Source organism: Enterococcus sp. DIV0574, assembly GCF_051711125.1.
Lineage (GTDB): Bacteria > Bacillota > Bacilli > Lactobacillales > Enterococcaceae > Enterococcus_D > Enterococcus_D gallinarum.
The window spans coordinates 3,213,305-3,235,088 of the sequence record NZ_JBIOMA010000001.1 but is presented as its reverse complement, the minus strand read 5'-3'; the positions used below and the strand labels follow the sequence as shown (position 1 = coordinate 3,235,088).

The following is a 21,784-nucleotide window of genomic DNA, read 5'->3' as shown; positions in this document are numbered from 1 at the left end:
AATGAATCATTTCTTTGAAATGCTAGAGGACAAGGTTGCGTTACCAATGTCGAAGATCTCTGAGCAACGACATCTTCGAGCGCTTCGTGATGGGGTTGTTTCGGCGATTCCGTTTATTATTGTTGGTAGTTTCTTTCTGATCATTGCTTTTCCGCCTGTTCCAGAAAACTGGGCAATTCACCAATGGGCAACAGATCACATTACGGAAATTCTAATTCCCTATCGGATGACATTTTGGATTATGTCTCTGTATATTTGTTTTGGAATCGGATACAATTTAGCGAAAAGTTATCAGTTAGATCCTTTGACCGGAGCACAATTATCGGTGGCAGCTTTTCTATTAAGTATTATGCCGGTACAGTTCGATCAAGGATTGATGTTGCCAATGGAATCACTCGGATCAGTGGGGATTTTCCCGTGTATGGTTTTAGCCATTTTTGCGGTTGAAGTTTTACGATTTTGTAAAACCAAAAAGATTATGTTTAAAATGCCGGAACAAGTTCCTAGCTCTGTCGCACGCTCCTTTGAGGCCGTAATTCCAGCAGCAATTATTATCATAGTGATTGGAACGATTAATGTTGTCTTTAAAGTGAATATTGAACAAGTGATCCAAACTCTTTTTTCACCTTTAGTAAAAGCAGGAGATACTTTCTTAGGGGTCCTAGTTCCAGTTTTCTTGGTTACTTTTTTCTGGCTTTTTGGGATTCATGGTGACTCGATCGTTGGCTCAGTGGCACGTCCGATTTGGCTTCAATTTTTTACTGAGAATGCCGAAAAAGTTGCAAACCATCAAACCCCTACCCATATTGCTCCAGAAACATTCTTTCAATGGTTCATTTGGATTGGAGGATCTGGCGCGACAATTGGCTTGATTATTTGCGCGATTCTTTTTGGAAAAGCCAAGTATACCAAGTCCATTAGTCGAGCTTGTCTGATTCCAAGCATCTTCAATATCAATGAGCCAGTGATTTTTGGATTTCCAATCATGCTAAATCCGATATTCTTTGTTCCTTTTGTGTTAGCACCGATTTTGATGACAACGGTTACTTGGCTGGTATTTAAAGCTGGTTGGGTGCACTTGATGTTTGTGCAGCCACCATGGACTTTACCGGCACCAATCGGCGCGTATTTGGCTACCGGAGGAGATTGGCGAGCTATTCTATTGGTCATTGTTAACATATTGATCGCTACGGTCGTTTATTATCCCTTCTTCAAGATTTATGACAATAAACAATTAATGCAAGAAATGGAAGGCGAAGCATGAGAAAAACAAGAATGCAGTTCAAAGGTGCATTATTTTATTTAGGAACTGTTTTTAGCGTGAACATCTTGTTGATTGCAATCAATTCATACGTTCAGTCTGAGACGTTTTTATTTATAGGGAATTTGGTTTCTATCAGTCTTATCTTTCCAGCGATTGCGTTATATGTTGACCGAAAAGAAAAATTTACCATGAAACGGTATGCTTATTTTTCGATTGTAACCTTTGCAGCAATGTTCCTTATTTGCGAGTTGTTTATTTATCAGTTCTAACCATGAAAAAAATGATTTTAAATGAAGTAGGTGATATCATGGAAAATATCGAAGCAGTGATTTTTGAATTAATCGTTCATAGTGGCAATGCGCGAGGAATGCTTTTTGAAGCGTTGGATGCAGCAGAAGCAGACAATCATGAGCAATCGGTAATGTGTATGCAACAGGCAGAAGCAGAGATGACCATTGCTCATAATTTGCAGACGAAATTGATTCAAGATGATCTAAAAGGTCAAGGGCAGATCAGTCTTTTGTTGATTCATGCGCAAGACCAGTTAATGACAACAATGAGCGAGCAAGCATTGATTGAACGACTGATTAAAATGCAACAGCAATTGAATCAATTCAATCAGAACTAACATCCATTAAGCTGTGATAGAAACGATCCTCGACAAATGATACAGTGACTCGTAAACTGCTGAATAAAGCCGTTCATAAAGCAATGATTTGATAAGGATTTAAACCTATTGGGGAAATCCTCTCTTCTTAGCAAGCAGTACTAAAGGAGATATAATGATCCATTATCTTCGAATACTGTTCGAATGCTGATAGTCGTTTTTTATCACTGATCAGATACTCACTAGATTGTCGGAACGTTTCTATTGCAGTTTTTTAGGAGGAAAAGAAATGAATTATGTACTAGGAATTGATGCTGGGGGGACAAAGACCCAATTTACTACATATGACAAAAAGGGAAGAGCACTCTTTGATTTGCACCTGTCAGCTGGAAATATTGTGGTAGATACAAATCGTACATTAGCAGTTTTGAGACAAGGGATCCAGTCTGTTTTAGAACATCAATCAGGCAATTGCATCGGCGTTTTAGCTGGAATTGCAGGTATAGAGACGAGTGGGTTACATCATCTTGTTCAACATGAGCTGCAGCAGTTTCAAAAAACCAAAGTGATTTCTGATGCTCACTTAGGGTTAATCAATAAACTTGAAGGATCGGATGGCGCTTTGATTATTTCTGGGACCGGATCAGTCGCCTATGGATCTGTTGACAGAAACTTCTATCGAGTAGGGGGCTGGGGACATTTAGTAGGGGATGAAGGAAGTGCCTATGCTCTAGCACTGAAATGCTATCGCCATATTGCACAAGAAATGGACCATGGTTCACCTTTGTCTAGATTCTCCCAAGACTTTCTATCTTTTTTAGATATGAACGATCCAGCTAAAGCAATTAGTGAACTTTATCAGATGAACAAGGCTGAAGTTGCACAAAAATCATTGTTTTTTTCGAAGGCGCATTTAAACGACCCCATCACTCATAAACTTTTACAAGAAACTGCTGACGAACTGATCGAAATGATTCGTTTGTTACTAAACAGAATGAACCAAACCCAAGTGAAGTTAGCTTTAGCAGGTTCAGTGCTAGAAAAAAATCACTTTATTCGAGAATCGGTTGTTGCTCGTCTCCAAGATCAAATTACGGAAGTGGTTTTAAGTGATTCACCAAATACAAAAGGTGCCTTTTATTTTTATCGTAAACTTCTCAGTTCGACATGAATTTAATGTAAAATAGAAGTAACTAATTGCTGAAGCAACTATGCAGTAGAGGGGGACAGAAATGAGTGTAGTAACAACTATTGAAAGTATCAAAAATGAACTTTCGACTACGGATTTGAAGTTAGCAGATTATATTGTCGAGAATCTTGATGAAATACCTACTATGACATCTAATGTGTTAGCCGTTCATTCGAATACAAGTCCAGCAGCGGTCATTCGATTTTCTAAAAAATTGGGATTCAGTAAATTTTCTGACTTTAAGTTAGCCTTAACCAAAGATATTGAAAATCGAATCTATAATGAATATAGCGATATTCAAAATGATGATTCGTTTCAAACGGCTAAAAATAAGATTCTTAGAAACAATAAGATGATTATTGACGCAACGGATCCTATATTAGATGAACAAACCGTGCAACAAGTAGTAGACAAAATGTTTCATGCTAAACGAATCTATGTTTATGGTGTAGGAACTTCCGTTCTAGCAGCAGAGGATATTCGTCAAAAATGGACTCGGATTGGAAAAACAGTGATTTTTGATAAAGATCGGTATCTTCTGACACAACAAATGAAAAATGATGGCGCAGACAGTTTGTTTTGGGGAATCTCCCATTCAGGGAAAAACCGCGATGTTTTATCATTAGTAGAAATAGCGAAAAGCCTTGGTATGCCGACCTTAGGAATGTCTCAATTAGGGCAGAACCAGCTGACTAAAAAAGTAGATACACCTATTCATACAGCACGGACAGAAGATATCAAGAATGGTCATTACGGAAGTGGGGCCACTCATTCGATTATTTTGCAAATTGTTACGATTGATTTGCTTTTCTATTTTTATATGCGCCGCTTATCGGTAAAAGAAAAATAAGGTCGTCTGCTATGAAGTTAGTAACCAATAGAGTATAAGCAACAAATGATTAAACGCTGTTTCTCAAAAATCCCACCGATTTTTCAAATTTTGAAAGCTATCGGTTGGGACTTTTTTTGTTTTTTTCATGAAATACTAGGAAAAAACTTTATTTTCGTTATAATAAGATAACTTATATTTGAGGAGGGAAGTTTTTTTCTTGGACTATTGGTACGTTGACAAGGTAAAAAGCGACTAGGAAAATGAAAAATAAAGGAACCGTGTTGGGAATCACAGCGTATGTGCTGTGGGGGCTGATCACCCTCTATTGGAAACTGATCACTGGTGTCTCGCCATTGGCGATCATGTGCTACCGTATTATTTGGTCATTTGTCTTTATGCTTGGCTTTATCGGACTTAGCGGCAGATGGCAACAGTTTGTCTCTGAATTGAAGCGGATCTGGCAAAATAAAAAGTTTGCAGGAATGATCATTTTGGCGGCGATCTTGATTTCAATCAATTGGTTTACTTTTATATTTACTGTCAGTGCCGGCCATGTTATGGAAGCTAGCTTAGGTTATTACATCAATCCATTGGTCAATGTTTTGTTGGCAACTGTTTTTTTGAAAGAACGGTTGAGTCGGTCGGGGATGATTGCTTGTGGTTTGGCAGCTGTCGGAGTGATCATGCTTTCGGTGCAAACTGGTGCGATCCCTTATGCTTCACTGATCATGGCTTTTTCATTCAGCACGTATGGTCTCATCAAAAAACACATACCAATCAGTTCTGCAACGGGATTAACAGTTGAAACCTTTGTTATTTTGCCAGCGGCATTGATTTATATTTTAGGTTTTTCTTCTGTTGGATTGATGGCTTATCCATTATCTACCAATCTTTTACTTATTGGTGCCGGCGTCGTGACTGCCATCCCATTGCTGCTGTTTGCGGAAGCAACGAAAAGCATTTCTTACATCACATTAGGCTTTATCCAGTATGTAAATCCGACGATCATGCTATTACTAGCTGTTTTCTTGTTTCACGAATCTTATTCTTTGGCGCAGTTCACCGCGTTTGGATTTATTTGGTTAGGTATCGCAGTATTCACGTATGGCACTTTAGGTGCAGTATGGAAACGCCGGCGAGACCTAAGCAACAACTGACAACAACTCCGTTAAGACGATTTTTGGAAATGAATTGTCTTAACGGAGTTGTTGCGAGCGAACAAGATTCTGAAAAATAAAACAACTATCTAGCTTGTCCATTAGAACCGCTAATTTTTTGGAGAAAGAATCTTGCGTGAAAAGGGTTGCAATCTCAAAAAGGATGTGCTATTATTTTTTCAGTTACATCGGATTGTTACTGTTCGGCAGGCAAAACCAGAATTGACCGCAGATTTATGGGGAAATTCTAGGTTTTTTTATTTTGGAATGAGGGAAAACGATGGTTATTGGAAAAATATTGAATAATAATGTCGTGGTCTCCACCAATGATGCCGGCGAAGAAGTCATCTATATGGGACGCGGCATCGCATTTAAGAAAAAAATCGGCGATGTGATCGACGACGCATTTGTGGAGAAAGAATTTGTTTTGAAGGACTCTTTCACCGCAAATCAATTTCAACAATTATTTGCGGATATTCCTACAGAAGAGGTCGAAGCAGTCAAGCAAGTGATCGACGAAGCAGAGCAAGTGTTGGGAGTCGAACTTTCACCGAATATTTACTTAACGCTGACGGATCATATTCACTATGCTTTGATGCGGGCTCGAGAAGGAATTGAAATACCGAATCCACTATTGTTTGAGACTCGAAAATTTTATCCTAAGGAGTACGCTATCGCTGCTAAAGCGGTCGAACGCTTTGAAAAGAACTTTGGTGTTTCGCTTCCCGAAGCGGAGAAAGGATTTATCGCCTTTCACATTGTCAATAGTGAGCAAGCCAATGGAACAATGGAGACGACGATGCAAGCCGTTGAGATCGTTCGTGATGTGTTAGCGATCATCAGTCGTTTCTATGGCAAAGTCTTTAATCCTGATTCCTTGAATTATCAACGGATCACGACTCATCTTCACTATTTCGCTCAACGGTATTTAAGTGATGACCTTTCAGGCGAGAAGGACGAATTCCTGTTTGAACTGATTCAGGCAAAATACCCGAAAGCCTTTCAGACAGTCCAGCGGATCAACGAATATCTGATCAAAACGTATGGCAAGCCAATCGGCGAGTCAGAAATGATCTACTTGACGATCCATATTGAACGCGTTGTCAACGAACCAAATTAACATTCAATCATTAACGGATTGTTACTGTACAGCAGGCAAGACCCAGATTGAAAAGACAGCAGTTAGCAAGTTTGCGCTTGTTAACCGTGTTTTTTCAATCTGGGTTTTTTATTTTATTAAAAAAGGAGTGTTTGGAAATGAGTACAAACAAAGAAATAGCAGTCCGCGTCCTGGATGCGGTCGGCGGCAAAGAAAATGTCAACAGTGTGGTCCATTGTGCGACGCGCTTGCGTTTCAAACTAAAAGACGAAGGGAAAGCGGATACAAATCGGTTGAATCAAGACGATGACGTGATCCAAGTCGTACAAAGTGGCGGACAATATCAAGTCGTCATCGGCAGCCATGTCAGTGATGTCTATCGCGAACTAACAGGGGTCGCCAATTTTGATGGCGAATCAGAAAAATCTGCTGAAAAAGGAAATCCGCTGAATCAATTGATCGATATCATCTCATCGATCTTTACCCCATTTTTAGGCGCAATGGCTGGGGCCGGGGTTCTCAAAGGATTTCTGACATTAGCAGTGACGATGAATTGGCTGGCGGCCGATTCTGGCGTCTACACGGTTTGGTATGCCATTGCTGATGGGCTCTTTACTTACTTACCTGTGATGTTGGCTTTTACAGCAGCGAAAAAATTTAAAACCAATGAATTTCTAGCTGTTTCTTTGGCCATGGCACTTGTTCACCCAAGTATCACAGAATTAGCAGGACAAACATTGAGTTTTGTAGGTATTCCAGTAATCATTGGGGCCAGCGCCTATACCTCCTCGGTCATTCCGATCATTTTGGCCGTCTTTTTACAAAGCTATGTGGAACGTTTCTTTAAAAAGGTGATTCCTAGTTTCCTACAGATCATCTGTGTGCCGTTAGCTGTCTTCTTGATCATGGCACCAGTGACATTTATCGTTGTGGGTCCATTGGGAACGATCGTTGGGAACTTGTTAGGCAGCGGCTATGATGCAATCTATAATCTCAGCCCAATTCTTGCTGGAGCAATCATGGGGGGATTATGGCAAGTATTTGTGATGTTTGGAATGCATTGGGGCTTTGTGCCGATTGCGATGGTGAACTTGACACAATTTGGTTTTGATACAATGGTGCCGATGCTATTGCCAGCTGTATTGGCACAAGGTGGAGCAGCACTAGCCGTCTTCTTTATCACCAAAAACGTCAAGCTGAAAGGATTGGCTCTTTCATCAACGATCACGTCATTGTTTGGTATCACGGAACCAACTGTATATGGAGTAACGTTGCCATTGAAAAAACCGTTTATTGCTGCATGTATTAGTGGTGCGATCGGTGGTGCAATCGTCGGTTTCAGTCAAGTTAAGAACTATACTTTTGGTTTAGTCAGTCTCTTGAGCTTACCATCCTTTATCCCTCAAGACACACAAGATATGAGTGGTTTGATTGCCGCTGCGATTGGAACGGCCGTTGCTTTTGGCGCAGCTTTTGTCTTAACTTTTGTTTTGCGCTTTGAAGATCAACCGAATCCCGCAGATACAGATACAGAAAAATCAAAAGTACCTGCACCATCCACTACCAATGAGCGGGTCGTATTAAGCAGTCCATTGGCTGGTAGAGTTGTTCCACTGAATGAAGTGAAAGACCAAGTCTTTTCATCTGGAGCAATGGGCAAAGGGATTGCCATCGATCCAGCAAACGGTACATTAGTCGCGCCTGCTGGCGGGACGATTACTACGCTATTTCCAACAGGACATGCGATTGGTTTGACAACGACAGATGGGGTAGAGATCTTGATGCATATTGGAATGGATACTGTTGAGCTTGAGGGCAAAGGATTTGAGATTTTTGTCAAACAAGAGGATCAAGTGAAAAAAGGTGATCTATTAGTCAAATTTGATCTTTCCCTAATCAAAGAAGCCGGGTATTCAACCGTTACGCCAATTGTTGTTACGAATACGCCGAACTATTTAGATGTGTTGGATATGAATCAAGAAGACGTCTTGCAAGGGGAAGATTTCTTAGCGATCGTCAAATAAACCTGGTGCGTCTTAATCAGTGAATTGTAAAAGAAATAGCTATCCAACGGAAGGAACATCGCAGTCGCGAGTCCCTATGTTTGGATAGCTTTTTTAGTTATTCTTCTGAAGTTTTTGATGAAGTGTGCGGGGTGATGGAGTCTTCGACTAAAAGTCCATCTTGCATGCGATAGACCCGATCGCTCCATTGGGTCATTCTTGGATCATGGGTTACCATGATGATCGCCTTTTGTTTTTCATGCGCTTCTTTAGCCAATAATTTGACAACATCAAAAGCATGTTCCGAATCTAAGCTGGCCGTCGGTTCGTCTGCCAAAATCAGTGAAGGATCATTGAACAATGCGCGTGCGATTGCTACTCGTTGACGTTCGCCTCCTGAGAGTTCTTTAGGGAATTTATTTCTGAGCTCCCAAATATCGAGGGAACGTAAAAGAGACGCTGCTTCTTTTTGGTTGTCTTTGTTCAGCTTGTTTACAAACTCAAACTGTTCACTGACTTTCAAAAAAGGAACGAGGTTTGAACTTTGCAGAATAAAGCCGATTTCTTTGAAACGGGCAGCAGATCGTTTTTTGTCAGGTAAATCAGTAAAGTCTTGCTGACCAATGATGATTTTACCTTCTGAGGGGCGTTGTAGTCCGCCGGCAATCGTTAAGAACGTACTTTTGCCAGATCCAGAAGGTCCAATGATGCTGACGAATTCACCGGCTGTCACTGAAAAATCGATTCCTTTTAGAGCAGTAACTGCGGTATGGCCAGAACCAAATGTTTTTGTAATGTGTTCCATAGATAAGACTGTTTGTGCCATCTTATTCGCCTCCAATCGCTGTAATCGGGTCGACTTTTGTGACTGTTCGAATGGAGAATAAACCACCGATGATCGAGACAAAAATCAGAACCATGCCATAAAGACACCACTGCAGTAAATTGACTGTAAACGGCATCGCAGCTGGCAATACTAGACTAGTCAAATAGCTGAGAACAAAAGCAATCAAAACGCCAGCAATACTTACGATCAATGACTGTCCCACGATGGAACGAACGAGATAGCTGGTAGAAACTCCCTGTGCTTTCAATACACCAAAGAGGGCTGTTTTTTGCAATGTCATCACATAGAGGAAAATCCCGACAATTGCTGCTACCACTACAAATAGAAAGTAAACCATTGCATTCAACGTCAATTTTTCGGCAGAATAACCAGGCAAGTTCTCAACAAAATCATCAAAAGTCAATGCCGTTAGTTTTGTTTGATCCTTTGATTGGATGAGTTTGACGTCAGATTTCGGCTCTTTAGTAGCGATCAATGAAATAGGGCCGTTGCTTTGATCAAACTCTTGATTACCATATTTAAGCTGAGCATAGGCATCTAGGTTGAGATAAAGCACGGGGACCACGCTGTAAGTCGTTGCTTCCGTGACGCCCACAATCGTAAAGACTTGATCGTCGCCGCCTAATTGAATGTGATCCCCTAAGGCAAACCCCTCTGGCAGAAGGTTTTCTGAAACGATCACTTCATTCGCAGAGCGATAGTTTCGGCCGTCGATCACTTTTGGGACAACGAATTGATCGGCCTCAGCACCAAAGACGGAGATATTGGTCTTTTCGGTTTTTCCTTTATGGGAGATTGCAGAAGAAGCCAGACCAACTGCGGCTTTTTCTTTTGCTTCCACGCGGGATAAATCCCCGCGAGTCAGAATGGAAGCACTAGCGACCTTATTACTATCTTCGGATAGTACGATCGTCTGAGCGCCCCAGTCGGCGACTGCTTTCTTGTGACCATCTGACAGACCATTGGCCAATCCAGAAAGCATAAATACGACATATGCAACTAATACCATGATGCCAATGATCAAGCTATACCGTAATTTGGCATAGCGGATTTCTTTCCAAGCTAAATACATAATGATTTCCCCTTTCGAAATCCATCATACCTTAACGGTGACATTTTGTCACCGAATTAATTTCGGCCATCTATGCTATAATAAAGCAACGAATTCAAAGAAAGGACTGCGGCTTATGCCTAAGGCGACTTTTAATAATCTTCCTCCTGAGAAAAAAATAGTTGTGCGAAACGTTTTGCTGAAGATTTTTTCTGACAAACCGATTAGCCAGGTGAAAGTCAGTGAGATCGTTGAAGCACTGCAGATGTCTCGGGGAATTTTTTATAAGTATTTTGAAGATTTGAATGATGCTTATGATTACTTGATCCATGACTCAGCAAACAAAGTTCATGGCCGTATCCTAAGAAAAATTGGGAAACATCAGCAGGATTTTTTCAAAGGATTGGAGCTTTTTTTAGTTGAAGCGTTAGAATATGGCAAAGATAGTGAGGAATACAAAGAATTGCAGCTATTGATCCAGAATAGTTATTTGTTTTCATATCGCAGTGAGGATCCTCATGGCGCGGCAGCTTGGAAAAAAGTATTAACAGCAAATAAATTTCGGATCGAAAGTCAAAAAGAGGCCGATAGTTTTCTCTATTTCTCGATGAAACTGGTCATTGACAGCTTAACAGATGCTTACGCCAATCAATGGACAAGCAATGAACTGTTGACGGATTTTGCATTTAAAGTCAAATGGTTAAAGCAAGGCATTCAGTAAAACAGCCCTTCAGAATGATGGTTTTCTGAAGGGCTGTTTTATTGAAATGATTAACATGCTATCTGTCAAGGCAACTTTAGAGGAGATAGCTTAGGTCAGTATCTGTAGTTAGAAAGAAGACATTGAATCACAACTTAAAGAAATAGACTTTGGCAATCGCGGTTCCACTCAGAAGGTTCTCCATACGTAGATCCTTAGAATCTTCAGGAATGACTGAGATTTTCAGCAAGAACTTCTAAAGCAGAGCGGTCACGGATCACATACTTGCTTTTTTGCTTTTCTAAAATGCGGTTCTCACGGAAATTTGTGATCGTTCGTAAGAGATGACGATAGCTAACATTCAAGACAGCAGCACAAGTCGTCAACTGATGCGTAAACACCCCTTTTTCTTCATGAAGCAAAATGAATTTTGCTAAACGAGTTTCTACTGGCTCAGTGAGGGAATTGGCTAAGTTGATCCCTGAATTGAGCCGTGAGCTGAGGAGTTGGCAAATGTTCTGCAAAAACCGAACATCCTGTTGTAAAACAGAACGATAGCGATTCAAAGAAATGCACACGCAGATACAAGGCGTCACGGCCTTTACACTGCTTTTTGGCAATAATTCCCATAAAGAGGACGCTTCGCCTAAAAGAGTGGCGGGTTTGGCATAATCGATAAAGATATTTTGGGTATCAGAAGGGTACGAGTAGACCATCACGGTTCCTTCCACAAGGAAGTAGAGATAATCGGATACGGTCCCTGTCTGGATCAAGTGCTCATCTTTGTCGAAAGAGTGTAATACCGCCATGTCAGATAACGCCGCATCTAAATAATTTTGCAAAGAAAAGGTGTCGATATAAGCAGACAACTGTTGCGCATCATGGATCTTTTTCATGGAGAAGGACCACTCCTTGGAGGTTTTTCTTTATTATAGCGTAGAATCAACAACGCCTCAACACGAACGATAATTAATATTATATGTAAAATGTATGTAAAAATAAGGTGAAATAGGACATGTGTCACTTCTTAATCTGAAGTTATTTGGTATGATTTACACGTAGTAGAAAACATTCACAGGAGGAATAAAAATGCGTTTCAAACAGGTTGCTAAAGGGATCATGGGAGTTATGTTGGCTGTTGCTTTAACTGGCTGTGCCAGTGGCAATTCAAAACAAGAGGATGCAGCAAAAGAAAAATTAGTGGTGCAGTTCGTACCGACCAACAACGATGGGACGATGGAAGCAAAAGCAAAACCTTTCGCTGAATATTTATCAAAGAAGCTAGATCGTCAGGTGGATGTGACCTTGGCTACGGATTACTCAACGATCGTTGAAGCAATGGCTTCTGGTCAAGTAGATATCGGGATCATGCCGCCAGTTGCCTATGTCCAAGCAAAAGATATGGACGCTGCTGAAGCCATTTTGACTTCGCAATTAGGGGATTATGATCAAGAAACGGGGTTGCCGTTAGAAGGTCAATTGACAAACACTTTCAAAGGGGAGATCTTAGTTCGTGCAGACAGCAGATTGAATGAATTGACTGATTTGAAAGGCAAGAAGATCGCTACTTTAAGTCCTAACTCAGCTAGTGGGTACATCTATCCAGTTGCTGAAATGAAAGATGCCGGAGTAGATCCTACCACCGAAGCGACTTTGACAACAGTCAATGATATTCCAAGTGAGATCACAGCAGTCTTGAATGGTCAAATGGATGCTGCGTTTGTTTTCGAAGGTGCGCGAAATGTCTTTGCTTCTAGCTTTGCAGACAATGATTTGTTTAAAGATCTCAAAGTACTTTATCTGACCGAAGGGGATATTCCTAACGATGCTATTGCGGTCCAACCAAAAATGGACGATGCCTTGAAAAAAGAAATCAAAGATGTTTTCTTGAACATGAAAGATGACGAAGAAGGCGCAGAAGCGATGTCATTGTGGGGACATCAAGGATATGAAGAAGCAGCTGATTCTGCTTATGATACGATCCGTGAATATACCGAAAAAGCAGCCGAGTAAAACAATGGGCTGCGACAAGGAATAACAGAAAAATGATTGGACGAAGGGTGCAGATCTTTTTGCGAGGGCGGCTGATATAGTGAAAACGAGAGCGATCCCACCAAAGTATCCCTTCGTCTCTCATTCTTTTGGTATGATCCGTGTCACAATGCTTATAAAGATGGGGAAGAAGTATGATAATTTTCGAAAATGTGTCCAAAGTATACCCAAACGGGGTCAAAGGACTACAAAACATTAATTTGACGATCGAAGAGGGAGAATTTGTCTCAATCATCGGTCTGAGTGGGGCAGGGAAAAGCACCTTATTGCGCTCGATCAATCGTTTAGTGCCGATCACTGAAGGGGATATCCGCATTAATGAGACCTCGATCACTAAGGCAAGCAAGAAAGAATTACGATTGATCCGTCGTCAAATCGGATTGATCTCTCAAAGTTTCAATTTAGTCAAACGCAGTACCGTTCAAAAGAACGTCCTATCTGGACGTTTAGGGTATTATTCAACTTGGAAAAGTATTTTAGGATTATTTACAAAAGAAGACTATCAACGAACAAAAGAAGCACTAGCCACGGTTGGTCTGTTGGATAAGCTGCAGACCCGCAGCGATCAGTTGAGTGGCGGTCAGCAGCAAAGGGTCTCAATAGCAAGAGCGCTTGTTCAGCAAGCACCGATTATTCTAGCAGATGAGCCAGTAGCTTCATTAGACCCGATCACGACAGAGAAAGTCATGCAGGACTTGAAAAAAATCAATCAAGAAATGAAAAAAACAGTGATCGTCAACCTCCACTCTGTTCCGCTAGCACGGTCTTACTCCACACGAGTCATTGCTTTGAAAGCGGGAACGGTTGTTTTTGATGGTGTGCCGGAAGCATTGACAGATGAACGGCTGGAACAGATTTATGGCAAGGCGATTTTTGAAGAAAAGGCAGGAGAAACCCATGAAATTGAAAGAGACCGTTCACTTTAAGTGGTACAAGAACCTGCTGATCTTGCTCTTCTTAATTCTTTGCTTTCAAAGCAGTGCATGGATCACAGGGGCTGACTTTGCGCAAGTCTGGTCAAATTCCAACCAAGTAACGGCATTCTTTGCACGTTTCTTGCATCCGGATTTTAGCTATTTACCGAAATTAGTCTCGCCAATGCTTAAAACATTGGAAATGTCTTTAGTTGGAACGGTCATCGGTGTCTGTCTAGCGATCCCGGTCAGTTTCTTGGCTACGACAGTCATTACTGAAAATCGCTGGCTTTCGACGATCTTTCGCTTTTTATTGGGCTTGATTCGGACGATTCCTAACTTATTATTGGCTGCATTGTTTGTTGCTATCTTTGGGATTGGAGAAGCAACAGGGGTCCTGACGATTGCTGTCTTTACATTTGGGATGGTCTCTCAGTTGATGTTCCAAGCAATTGAAACAATCGATTTTGGTCCGATCGAAGCTGCTGCGGCGGTCGGGGCCAGCAAATTGCAGATTGCAGTCTGGTCAGTAGCTCCTCAAGTCATCAGTCAGTTTGCCAGCTATACCTTTTATGCATTTGAGGTCAATGTTCGTGCTTCGACAGTCCTAGGTTATGTAGGGGCTGGGGGGATCGGTGTCATTTTGAATTCGTCTTTGGCATTGCTGAAATATGAACGAGTTTCCATCATTATTTTGACGATTTTAGTCACTGTGGCCATCGTTGACCAATTAAGTGAACGAGTAAGGAGGTCCTTTCTATGATGATTCGCGAGGTGAGTAAAAAAACGTGGCTCCTATGGGGACTATTCGTAGTCCTGTTCCTGTTGTCTGCACTGGACTTAGACTATTCGGGATTAAGCACTTTTTCACTGGCAATGGGCAGAGATGTGTTGAAAGGACTGAGTCAGCCAGACTGGTCATTTTTCTATGACGGCAGCGGGGAAGATTTATTTAGTCTGCTGTTATTAACGATCGGCATCGCTTGCTTGGGAACCATGATCGCCACGGTTTTAGCCATTCCCATCACATTGCTGAGTGCGGCCAATCTCTGGTCAGCAACTCCTTGGGTCGCTAAAATCGGTAAATTTATTTGCAACGTCTTGCGGGCGTTTCCAGAACTGGTCTATGCGATCATTTTTGTTAAAGTCGTTGGTCCAGGACCTTTTGCCGGTGTGATGGCAATCGGTGTCCATCAAATCGGAATGCTAGGCAAGTTGTTTACGGAAGAGATGGAAGCGATGGATGAACGGCTGACCGAAGAGATGCAGGCGGTGGGTGCAAATTTCTGGCAAACAATGTTTTTTGTACGTGTCCCTTATTTGATGCCGATCTATAGTTCCTTTGCGTTGAATCATTTTGAGATCGCTGTGCGTAGTGCGGCAACACTAGGCTTAGTTGGTGCAGGCGGAATCGGTGCACCATTGATTTTTGCGATCCAAACACGTACGTGGAGTAAAGTTAGTATTATTTTGATCGGTGTAGTGATCACCGTCTTTGCTTTAGACCAAATAACAGGAATCATAAGAAAGAAATTGAGATAAAAGATGAATTTATTGCATATATCAGATATACATTTTCGCAGACAATACCCAGACTGCCAAGAGGGCTATCAAGGCATGTTGGCGGCCATGCAGAATCCATTGATTCCATTAACAGAATGTCTTCGCCATGCCCAGCAACGAGCAACGATTGACCTCGTCGTTATCAGTGGGGATTTGACGGAGGATGGAGACGTGGAAGACTATCGTTACTTGAAAGAACAACTGCGTAGGCTGCTAGGCGATGTCGAAATGATCGTTACTTTAGGCAATCATGACATCAAAAGCAATTTTCACATAGGCTGGTGCGGTACAGCGGCCTCCGAGTCGCCATATAATCAAGTAAAATGTTATTCAGATATGGCGATTGTTGCCTTTGATAATTCCCGCTATGGAGCTTCTGATGGCGTTGTCGATGAACAACAATTCCACTGGCTGCAACAGACGTTAGCGGAATTAAAAAATCTGCCGATCGTCTTAGTGACCCATCATCATTTACTGGCACATCAAAGTACGACACCGGTGTGGCCCGGTACGGATCGTTTGTTGGACTTGCTGTCCTCCTATAACATTCGCTGTATCCTCAATGGTCACACGCATCATTCCTTTACCGGTGAGATCCAAGGGATTCCTTACTATACTGTCGCCAGTATGTCTTTTGTGGGAGAAGATGAAGGTCAAGGCATCGTGCGCTTCGAAGAACGATATGGCTATAATTTGTATCGTTTTGAATCCGGTAAATTGATTCATCAAACTTCTGAGAATTATTTGCCAAATCGACTGCTGAAAGTTGTAGATATGACCCAAGAATAGAAAACGGCCTTGTGCATCAATCGAAATAATCAGAAATCAACGGTACATCCGCGCGCCACTGATGAGTAGCGAATGTACCGTAAAGCTTTTAATGAGCGCTCTGTTTATGAACGTGACGGCACAGTGCCGTTTTTTGTTATTTAAGAAATAGTAAAGCTGTAGAATCGTATCAAGAAGTGTCTTCACTGATCCAAATATTGCCCAACGCTCACAGCTAGTAACTAAAAGGTTTTGATCACCTCAATGGTTCCATCTAATTGAAACAGCAACGTATACTGATTGTCTGTCTTGATGCCGTCAAAGCGTCGGGCATAGTAACAGACCGCATCTTTGAGCGTTCGCGTCGTTACCCCTAAAAAAGAGGCGCATTCTAGTAACGTTTTGCAGCCCTCTTCAAAGCAGGCGATGATATCGTAAGGTGTGACAACGATTGCTGCACCAATGTCACGTGCCTTACGTTCCTGTTTACGCTTTTCATTGGTATCTTGTGCAGTGATGTCTCCTGCACTTGTTAAATAGTGTCCGATTTCTTCACCCATGGTCCCTAACAAGTCTGCTTTCGATTGTTTTGGATTCAGATAAATATGATCATCGATATATAAGCCTTGTTGACCTTCTGGCATATTTTTATCAAAAATAAAATGCAGATCTGGGTATGCAGCCATTAGTTCTTCAACTTTATCCATATACATCAATCCTTTTGGGCATGCCGCTGTTTTATAAAGTCGATATAATTCAGAATGTCTTCCATTTGTTCATCGGTTACATTTTCATCAATATGGGCAGCTACTGTTTGCACCCGCTTAGAAGGTTGGGTGAAGTTGTCTATGGCATGTCGTCCTAACAAATAGTCTGTGGAGACATGGAATAATTCAGCTAATTTCACGATCGTTTCACCATCAGGCTCGTTTCGATCGTTTTCAAAATGCGAATAGGCGGCCCGGGTGATTCCTAGATGGTCAGCAATCTGTTGCTGCGTTTGATTCATTCCTAGCCGCAGTGCTTTTAATCGTTCACCAAGCATGGTGATCCCCCCTTTTCGATCAGTATACCACAATTAGATACGAAGTGTATCTAATTTGATTGAATAAAGATATGCAATGTATCTTTTTAGTTGACGATATGAATCGTATCGAATATACTCCAATTAGTTGATACATTTTGTATCAAAAAGAGAATGAGAGAGGGGTTATCTATGGATACAACAGTTGCCGCAGTCGTTTTACCTTCCTTGATTACCGGTGTTCTAACCTACTTTGCTACTCGGGTGTCGAGCAAAGCAAACTTAGAGCAGACCAATATAGAAAATGCCAAGATCTTATATGAAAAGTATGAAAAGCTCAATCTCGAACTAGAAACAAAAGTGGATGAGCTGGAAGCTAGCGTAAGTGCCGCTCGGAGAGCCCACCAAGAAGAGATCATTATCTATCAGGCAGAACTAGCAAAAGCCCGTAGTGAGCAGGAGCGTTTAGCCGCAGAGAACCGCCAACTGAAAGAGACAGCTGTTCAGAATCAGCAAAAGGGATGAATGATATAGATGAGAGAGGCTTGGACTCGTTCCTAGGAAAGACAGGGGATAAAGTGAAGGAGAGGAAAGCATTTTACTAAGAATATGCAGAACTAGCCCACTTCACTAATAAAGAGAAGTAAACTAGTAACTGGTTAAAGATATTCTGAAACAGTAGTAAAGTAAATGATTATGAGGAAAAGCTATCCATAAACGAGGAGCACGTTGCAGTCTTTACTATGGGATGGATGAGTTCAGGGGTGTTTTTTCTTGATTGACCAAATTATTGCATTGATTATGGCGTCAATCTTTATAGGACTGGTACTAGAACTTATTTCTAAGAATCCAATCATCAAAAGTAAGCTGCTTCTAGGACAGTCGCTAGCCGTTGCTTCCAGCACAAAATAAGGGCCGACCTATTCGCAGTAGGTCGGCCCTTTGTGTTGTAACTTGTACCAATTATCGTATTTCGCAAATAAATTATAACGTTAAGGCAATAAAATGAAAGCCACACGCTTTTGAACAGATGTCTTTAGATTTGTAAGATGATTCTAATGAAGGAACTTATAGAGAAAAGAAATACTTTTTTCGATTATTTAAGCTCGATGTAAATACGCTTGTATCCTTTAAAAGAAAGAATAATCGGAATTACAAGATTACAAGGAAGGCTGCTCGAGAGCAACCAGTACGCCAAAAAAGTGGTCTGTTTATGGATAAATTATTTTCGGTAAATCGTATAAAGAAGTTGAAGCAATAATTGGATTCAGTGATAGCACGCTTTCAGAATAAGGAAAAATCGAAAAGGGTAATCTTTCTTCAGTTTTTGATGAATACTAATTATTATTCTCTTACTAACTATTTTCTATTATTGTGTTGGATGAAGTGGACAAACACCGAAAGAACAATTTTATACATTGTTTAGTCGTGTATAATTGTGTGTTGTAATATTGTAAAAGTAATTAATTAAAACGAGGTAGATGAAAATGCTGAATAAGATTAAAGCGATTTGTGTGTGTGCTGCGATAATTTTAGGTGTTGGAACTATTGGGAATACTGTAGCAATTGCATCAGAAGTTAACACCAATACAAATGAAAATGAGTATGTAGATGAAGAAGGAACGTATGGTGTACTACTAGAATATCTTTCAGATGAGGTTATAGCAGAAATCACCAGTATAACTTTCCAAGACCTAATGAATTTAGCAATTGAGAAAGGTTATGATCCAGAAGATATTTGGACCAAGGAAGAAATTGAAATGAATACCAGATCAGTCATGCTACGTAGAGGCGTAAATAAAATGATTGTAATGAGCAATGACTTGAAGTACCTATATTTAGATAGTTCGTATTCAAAAGCAGCGTTAGCTCTAGGAGTTGGGGCTCTATCAAGTTTATTTTCCCCAATTGCAGGTGTTTTCGCATCGACTGCGGCAGCGTTCTTGATAGATAAAGCAGGAAGTGTGGATCTCAACAAAGGAGTAATTATAAGATTTTCGAGGAATAAAGCCCATCTCTTAGTTCCAACTGCTATATGGACACAGGATAGCTAGTAGGATCGAAGGTGAATGAAGTGACGGTAGATAGAAAAAGAAAGATAGCTTATGTAATAACATTCATAGCACTACTATTTTTATTATTAGGATTTAGGTATTTTCCAAATCACGATACGATGATTATTGTTACAGTCCTATTTTTGATAGTACTTAATGATAAAATAGCATCGCTAATATTAAAAATGTGGAAAAAAAATGACAAAAAAATGTAAGACTCTGCTGCAAAATTTCAAAATGAATAATAAGAATATATTGCTTACTATAGATTAAGCTGGAATTCCCAATAATAACTTGATTTCCATGCAGACTGAAGAGAGTGTAAAATATTTTGTGTAAATAGAAAAAAGGAAGTCCCTTCTGTAGAATAGAGCTACCACAACACATTCACAGAAGAGAGGACTTCCCTATGAACGATTTTACTACAGAAATTCTAAAGACTCTAGCGAACAAAGGCGATTTGAATGAATTATTCCGTGTCCATTTGGAGAAAGCAGTCAATACGCTTCTCAAAACGGAGTTAACGGCTTTCCTAGATTACGAAAAGTATGATCGCATTGGTTTTAACACGGGTAATTCTCGTAACGGCTCCTATGACCGTACGGTCAAGACTGAGTATGGGGAACTTTATCTCCAGATTCCGCGCGACCGCAATGGTGAGTTCAAGCAACAGACTGTTCCTGCTTATAGACGGACGAATGACACGTTAGAGGAGACCGTCATTCACCTCTTCCGAAAAGGTATTACCATGTCGGAAATCGCAGACTTGATTGAGAAAATGTATGGGCATTACTACACGCCCCAAACCATGTCCAATATAACAAAATCATTTACAGAAGAGGTAACGGCGTTTAAAGGGCGGGAGCTTCATGACCGTTATGCTGCTATTTATATGGACGCAACGTATATTCCGTTAAAGCGGAAAACCGTCGCCAAGGAAGCTATTCATATCGCAGTTGGCATTCGCCCGGACGGATCAAAGGAAGTATTGAGCTATGCGATTGCACCGACTGAATCCATCACGATTTGGGAGGAAATTTTATTGGACCTTCAAGAGCGCGGTTTGAAAAATGTCCTCCTGTTCATCACGGATGGCTTAAAGGGGATGGTAGGAGCGATTAGTCGGTTCTATCCCAAAGCTCGTTTTCAACATTGTTGTGTACACGTTTCCCGTAATATCAGTCACAAAGTGCGTGTCGATGATCGTAAGGAAGTCTGTGATGATTTTAAAATGGTGTATCAAGCCTCATCTAAAGAGGTGCGTTGGAAGCACGTGGTGCTTTTGCGGAAAAAAGGAAAACCAGCTATCCAAAAGTGGTTGAATCGATTCTTTCGAACGATCACTTGCTCACTTTCTATGATTTCCCCTTGGCCATACGCAAGAGTATTTATTCTACGAACTTGATTGAATCCTTTAATAAGCAAATCAAGAAATACAGCCACCGCAAGGAACAGTTCCAAAACGAAGAGTCGATGGAACGTTTCTTAGTCTCGTCTTTTGATACTTACAACCAAAAATTCCTAGGTCGCAGTCATAAAGGCTTTCAACAGGCCGAAGGCGAACTTGAACAAATGCTAAGCCAACTGATTGAGAATTAGAAACAATCTGCAGTAGGGAAGAATCATTTACACAAAATTATTGACGCTCCCTCTTATAAATTAGACAAGAGAAAATAAATATTCCATATCTACTTTATTGGATCCATAACATGACTAAATTCTGAATACTTTTTAAAGCTTATCATTTGGTAAAACTGAATATAAGTTAATTATATAGACTGAAAATTTAGTCAAGTCCATAAAATTGTGTAAAATACGGTTCTGTTGCAAAGTTTTAAATAAAGAATAAAATCCCTTACGGTATCTATGATTTAAGCTGGGATTCCCAATAATACCTTGATTTCAGTACAGACCGAAAACCCGAAGAGAGTGCCTTTTTTTCGGGTTTTCTTATATAATCCTCGAATGGCTTCCATGCCTTTAATCGTGGTAGAGGCAGTGCGTAAACTTCGATAGAATTTATTGCGTCTCTTTACTGGACGATGGTCTTGTTCAATCAAATTATTCAGGTATTTAATGGTACGATGTTCTGTTCCTTGATAAAAGCCGTATTCTTTTAGTTTCTTAAAGGCACTTGTAATAGAGGGGGCTTTATCTGTGACTACAACCTTCGGTTCATCAAACTGCTTCACTAACCGCTTAAGAAAAGCATAGGCTGCTTGTGTGTCCCGTTTTTTACGTAACCAAATATCCAAGGTTAAACCATCTGCATCGATGGCTCGATACAAATAATGCCATTTTCCTTTAATTTTGATGTACGTTTCATCCATTTTCCATGAATAAAAGGATTTTTTATTTTTCTTTTTCCAAATTTGATAGAGTAGTTTGCCATATTCTTGCACCCAACGATAAATCGTCGTATGAGAAACGTTAATGCCACGATCATATAAGATTTCTTGAACTTCACGATAGCTAAGGTTATAACGAAGATAGTAGCCCACGGCTACAATAATCACATCCTGCTGAAATTGCTTTCCTTTAAAATGATTCATCGTCATTCCTCCTGCTATCTTTTTCTATTATTCTACCTTATTTGATAGTAGATTTAAAACTTTGCAACAGAACCGCAGAAAAAAAGGATTCGCTTATACTTGAGTCAA

Annotated in this window: 23 protein-coding genes and 1 pseudogene; 18 read left to right on the top strand and 6 right to left on the bottom strand. The window is 40.6% G+C overall.

The window, feature by feature from the left end:
- The first annotated feature begins 1 nt into the window (after position 1).
- The 8 genes from IGJ45_RS15445 to IGJ45_RS15410 all read left to right on the top strand — a co-directional run bounded on the left by IGJ45_RS15445 (position 2) and on the right by IGJ45_RS15410 (position 8,172).
- On the top strand, positions 2-1,264 hold the full coding sequence (locus tag IGJ45_RS15445) for a PTS sugar transporter subunit IIC (RefSeq protein WP_003129288.1): 1,263 nt from the start codon (positions 2-4) through the stop codon (positions 1,262-1,264).
- Positions 1,261-1,533 (top strand): hypothetical protein, encoded by a 273-nt coding sequence (locus IGJ45_RS15440; RefSeq protein WP_003129289.1) that lies wholly within the window; start codon positions 1,261-1,263, stop codon positions 1,531-1,533. The genes IGJ45_RS15445 and IGJ45_RS15440 overlap by 4 nt, the downstream gene beginning before the upstream one ends.
- Before the next feature lie 38 nt (positions 1,534-1,571).
- Positions 1,572-1,892: a PTS lactose/cellobiose transporter subunit IIA gene (locus IGJ45_RS15435; RefSeq protein WP_003129290.1), complete on the top strand. Its 321-nt coding sequence runs from the start codon at positions 1,572-1,574 to the stop codon at positions 1,890-1,892.
- 268 nt (positions 1,893-2,160) lie between these two features.
- Positions 2,161-3,042 (top strand): N-acetylglucosamine kinase, encoded by an 882-nt coding sequence (locus IGJ45_RS15430; protein ID WP_176333263.1) that lies wholly within the window; start codon positions 2,161-2,163, stop codon positions 3,040-3,042.
- A gap of 61 nt (positions 3,043-3,103) precedes the next feature.
- Positions 3,104-3,910, top strand: a complete 807-nt coding sequence (locus IGJ45_RS15425; RefSeq protein ID WP_003129292.1) for a MurR/RpiR family transcriptional regulator — start codon at positions 3,104-3,106, stop codon at positions 3,908-3,910.
- Between the two features lie 242 nt (positions 3,911-4,152).
- Entirely contained in the window at positions 4,153-5,049 is an 897-nt protein-coding gene (gene rarD / locus IGJ45_RS15420) for an EamA family transporter RarD (protein ID WP_409531091.1), read from the top strand.
- A gap of 280 nt (positions 5,050-5,329) precedes the next feature.
- Positions 5,330-6,169: a BglG family transcription antiterminator LicT gene (licT, locus tag IGJ45_RS15415; protein ID WP_409531092.1), complete on the top strand. Its 840-nt coding sequence runs from the start codon at positions 5,330-5,332 to the stop codon at positions 6,167-6,169.
- A 137-nt stretch (positions 6,170-6,306) separates the two neighbouring features.
- Positions 6,307-8,172 carry a beta-glucoside-specific PTS transporter subunit IIABC gene (locus tag IGJ45_RS15410; protein WP_409531093.1) on the top strand — a complete coding sequence of 622 codons (1,866 nt, stop codon included), beginning with the start codon at positions 6,307-6,309 and terminating at the stop codon, positions 8,170-8,172.
- Positions 8,173-8,269: 97 nt separating this feature from the next.
- On the opposite strand, the gene IGJ45_RS15405 is transcribed toward IGJ45_RS15410, so the two are convergent.
- Together IGJ45_RS15405 and IGJ45_RS15400 are read right to left on the bottom strand one after the other, a co-directional pair.
- Complete coding sequence (locus tag IGJ45_RS15405; RefSeq protein WP_409531094.1) at positions 8,270-8,977, bottom strand: ABC transporter ATP-binding protein; 708 nt, start codon at positions 8,975-8,977, stop codon at positions 8,270-8,272.
- Position 8,978: 1 nt separating this feature from the next.
- Positions 8,979-10,070 carry an ABC transporter permease gene (locus tag IGJ45_RS15400; RefSeq protein WP_409531095.1) on the bottom strand — a complete coding sequence of 364 codons (1,092 nt, stop codon included), beginning with the start codon at positions 10,068-10,070 and terminating at the stop codon, positions 8,979-8,981.
- A gap of 115 nt (positions 10,071-10,185) precedes the next feature.
- Between IGJ45_RS15400 and IGJ45_RS15395 the strand changes: the two genes are divergently transcribed.
- Entirely contained in the window at positions 10,186-10,770 is a 585-nt protein-coding gene (locus IGJ45_RS15395; RefSeq protein WP_005469905.1) for a TetR/AcrR family transcriptional regulator, read from the top strand.
- Positions 10,771-10,973: 203 nt separating this feature from the next.
- Here IGJ45_RS15395 and IGJ45_RS15390 read toward each other — a convergent pair whose 3' ends face one another.
- Positions 10,974-11,645 (bottom strand): cyclic nucleotide-binding domain-containing protein, encoded by a 672-nt coding sequence (locus tag IGJ45_RS15390; RefSeq protein ID WP_003129300.1) that lies wholly within the window; start codon positions 11,643-11,645, stop codon positions 10,974-10,976.
- A 193-nt stretch (positions 11,646-11,838) separates the two neighbouring features.
- On the opposite strand from IGJ45_RS15390, the gene IGJ45_RS15385 reads away from it, so the two are divergent.
- From IGJ45_RS15385 to IGJ45_RS15365, 5 genes are all read left to right on the top strand, one after another.
- Entirely contained in the window at positions 11,839-12,762 is a 924-nt protein-coding gene (locus IGJ45_RS15385; protein WP_438768708.1) for a phosphate/phosphite/phosphonate ABC transporter substrate-binding protein, read from the top strand.
- Positions 12,763-12,935: 173 nt separating this feature from the next.
- Complete coding sequence (phnC, locus tag IGJ45_RS15380; RefSeq protein ID WP_003129303.1) at positions 12,936-13,727, top strand: phosphonate ABC transporter ATP-binding protein; 792 nt, start codon at positions 12,936-12,938, stop codon at positions 13,725-13,727.
- Positions 13,699-14,478, top strand: coding sequence for a phosphonate ABC transporter, permease protein PhnE (phnE, locus tag IGJ45_RS15375; protein ID WP_005469909.1), 780 nt, complete (start codon positions 13,699-13,701; stop codon positions 14,476-14,478). Before phnC ends, phnE (IGJ45_RS15375) begins: the two co-directional genes overlap by 29 nt.
- Entirely contained in the window at positions 14,475-15,257 is a 783-nt protein-coding gene (phnE, locus tag IGJ45_RS15370; protein WP_138371346.1) for a phosphonate ABC transporter, permease protein PhnE, read from the top strand. Before phnE (IGJ45_RS15375) ends, phnE (IGJ45_RS15370) begins: the two co-directional genes overlap by 4 nt.
- A 3-nt stretch (positions 15,258-15,260) precedes the next feature.
- Positions 15,261-16,067, top strand: coding sequence for a metallophosphoesterase family protein (locus IGJ45_RS15365; RefSeq protein WP_138371345.1), 807 nt, complete (start codon positions 15,261-15,263; stop codon positions 16,065-16,067).
- 221 nt (positions 16,068-16,288) lie between these two features.
- Here the strand turns inward: IGJ45_RS15365 and IGJ45_RS15360 are convergent, their stop codons facing one another.
- Positions 16,289-16,753 carry an ImmA/IrrE family metallo-endopeptidase gene (locus tag IGJ45_RS15360; RefSeq protein ID WP_003129307.1) on the bottom strand — a complete coding sequence of 155 codons (465 nt, stop codon included), beginning with the start codon at positions 16,751-16,753 and terminating at the stop codon, positions 16,289-16,291.
- Positions 16,754-16,758: 5 nt separating this feature from the next.
- Complete coding sequence (locus IGJ45_RS15355; RefSeq protein WP_096711076.1) at positions 16,759-17,091, bottom strand: helix-turn-helix domain-containing protein; 333 nt, start codon at positions 17,089-17,091, stop codon at positions 16,759-16,761.
- A gap of 171 nt (positions 17,092-17,262) precedes the next feature.
- On the opposite strand from IGJ45_RS15355, the gene IGJ45_RS15350 reads away from it, so the two are divergent.
- The 4 genes and pseudogenes from IGJ45_RS15350 to IGJ45_RS15335 all read left to right on the top strand — a co-directional run bounded on the left by IGJ45_RS15350 (position 17,263) and on the right by IGJ45_RS15335 (position 20,723).
- Positions 17,263-17,595: a hypothetical protein gene (locus IGJ45_RS15350; protein ID WP_005469925.1), complete on the top strand. Its 333-nt coding sequence runs from the start codon at positions 17,263-17,265 to the stop codon at positions 17,593-17,595.
- A 249-nt stretch (positions 17,596-17,844) separates the two neighbouring features.
- On the top strand, positions 17,845-17,982 hold the full coding sequence (locus IGJ45_RS15345; RefSeq protein WP_155804651.1) for a hypothetical protein: 138 nt from the start codon (positions 17,845-17,847) through the stop codon (positions 17,980-17,982).
- 575 nt (positions 17,983-18,557) lie between these two features.
- A complete protein-coding gene (locus tag IGJ45_RS15340; protein ID WP_050762678.1) occupies positions 18,558-19,124 on the top strand; it encodes a hypothetical protein in 567 nt (188 codons plus the stop codon).
- A gap of 409 nt (positions 19,125-19,533) precedes the next feature.
- Positions 19,534-20,723 (top strand): annotated as a pseudogene (locus tag IGJ45_RS15335) (IS256-like element ISLgar5 family transposase).
- A gap of 272 nt (positions 20,724-20,995) precedes the next feature.
- On the opposite strand, the gene IGJ45_RS15330 reads toward IGJ45_RS15335, so the two are convergent.
- Complete coding sequence (locus IGJ45_RS15330) at positions 20,996-21,676, bottom strand: IS6-like element IS1216 family transposase (protein WP_410530748.1); 681 nt, start codon at positions 21,674-21,676, stop codon at positions 20,996-20,998.
- Positions 21,677-21,784: the final 108 nt, after the last annotated feature.

Bases quoted from the DNA above. Each gene is read 5' to 3' on its own strand.
- phnE (WP_005469909.1), top strand. From the start codon at position 13,699: ATGAAATTGAAAGAGACCGTTCACTTTAAGTGGTACAAGAACCTGCTG.
- phnC (WP_003129303.1), top strand. From the start codon at position 12,936: ATGATAATTTTCGAAAATGTGTCCAAAGTATACCCAAACGGGGTCAAA.
- IGJ45_RS15405 (WP_409531094.1), bottom strand. From the start codon at position 8,977: ATGGCACAAACAGTCTTATCTATGGAACACATTACAAAAACATTTGGT.
- IGJ45_RS15365 (WP_138371345.1), top strand. From the start codon at position 15,261: ATGAATTTATTGCATATATCAGATATACATTTTCGCAGACAATACCCA.
- IGJ45_RS15395 (WP_005469905.1), top strand. From the start codon at position 10,186: ATGCCTAAGGCGACTTTTAATAATCTTCCTCCTGAGAAAAAAATAGTT.
- IGJ45_RS15435 (WP_003129290.1), top strand. From the start codon at position 1,572: ATGGAAAATATCGAAGCAGTGATTTTTGAATTAATCGTTCATAGTGGC.
- IGJ45_RS15410 (WP_409531093.1), top strand. From the start codon at position 6,307: ATGAGTACAAACAAAGAAATAGCAGTCCGCGTCCTGGATGCGGTCGGC.
- IGJ45_RS15340 (WP_050762678.1), top strand. From the start codon at position 18,558: ATGCTGAATAAGATTAAAGCGATTTGTGTGTGTGCTGCGATAATTTTA.
- IGJ45_RS15400 (WP_409531095.1), bottom strand. From the start codon at position 10,070: ATGTATTTAGCTTGGAAAGAAATCCGCTATGCCAAATTACGGTATAGC.
- licT (WP_409531092.1), top strand. From the start codon at position 5,330: ATGGTTATTGGAAAAATATTGAATAATAATGTCGTGGTCTCCACCAAT.
- IGJ45_RS15440 (WP_003129289.1), top strand. From the start codon at position 1,261: ATGAGAAAAACAAGAATGCAGTTCAAAGGTGCATTATTTTATTTAGGA.
- rarD (WP_409531091.1), top strand. From the start codon at position 4,153: ATGAAAAATAAAGGAACCGTGTTGGGAATCACAGCGTATGTGCTGTGG.
- IGJ45_RS15445 (WP_003129288.1), top strand. From the start codon at position 2: ATGAATCATTTCTTTGAAATGCTAGAGGACAAGGTTGCGTTACCAATG.
- IGJ45_RS15355 (WP_096711076.1), bottom strand. From the start codon at position 17,091: ATGCTTGGTGAACGATTAAAAGCACTGCGGCTAGGAATGAATCAAACG.
- IGJ45_RS15425 (WP_003129292.1), top strand. From the start codon at position 3,104: ATGAGTGTAGTAACAACTATTGAAAGTATCAAAAATGAACTTTCGACT.
- IGJ45_RS15350 (WP_005469925.1), top strand. From the start codon at position 17,263: ATGGATACAACAGTTGCCGCAGTCGTTTTACCTTCCTTGATTACCGGT.
- IGJ45_RS15390 (WP_003129300.1), bottom strand. From the start codon at position 11,645: ATGAAAAAGATCCATGATGCGCAACAGTTGTCTGCTTATATCGACACC.
- IGJ45_RS15330 (WP_410530748.1), bottom strand. From the start codon at position 21,676: ATGAATCATTTTAAAGGAAAGCAATTTCAGCAGGATGTGATTATTGTA.
- IGJ45_RS15360 (WP_003129307.1), bottom strand. From the start codon at position 16,753: ATGGATAAAGTTGAAGAACTAATGGCTGCATACCCAGATCTGCATTTT.
- phnE (WP_138371346.1), top strand. From the start codon at position 14,475: ATGATGATTCGCGAGGTGAGTAAAAAAACGTGGCTCCTATGGGGACTA.
- IGJ45_RS15430 (WP_176333263.1), top strand. From the start codon at position 2,161: ATGAATTATGTACTAGGAATTGATGCTGGGGGGACAAAGACCCAATTT.
- IGJ45_RS15385 (WP_438768708.1), top strand. From the start codon at position 11,839: ATGCGTTTCAAACAGGTTGCTAAAGGGATCATGGGAGTTATGTTGGCT.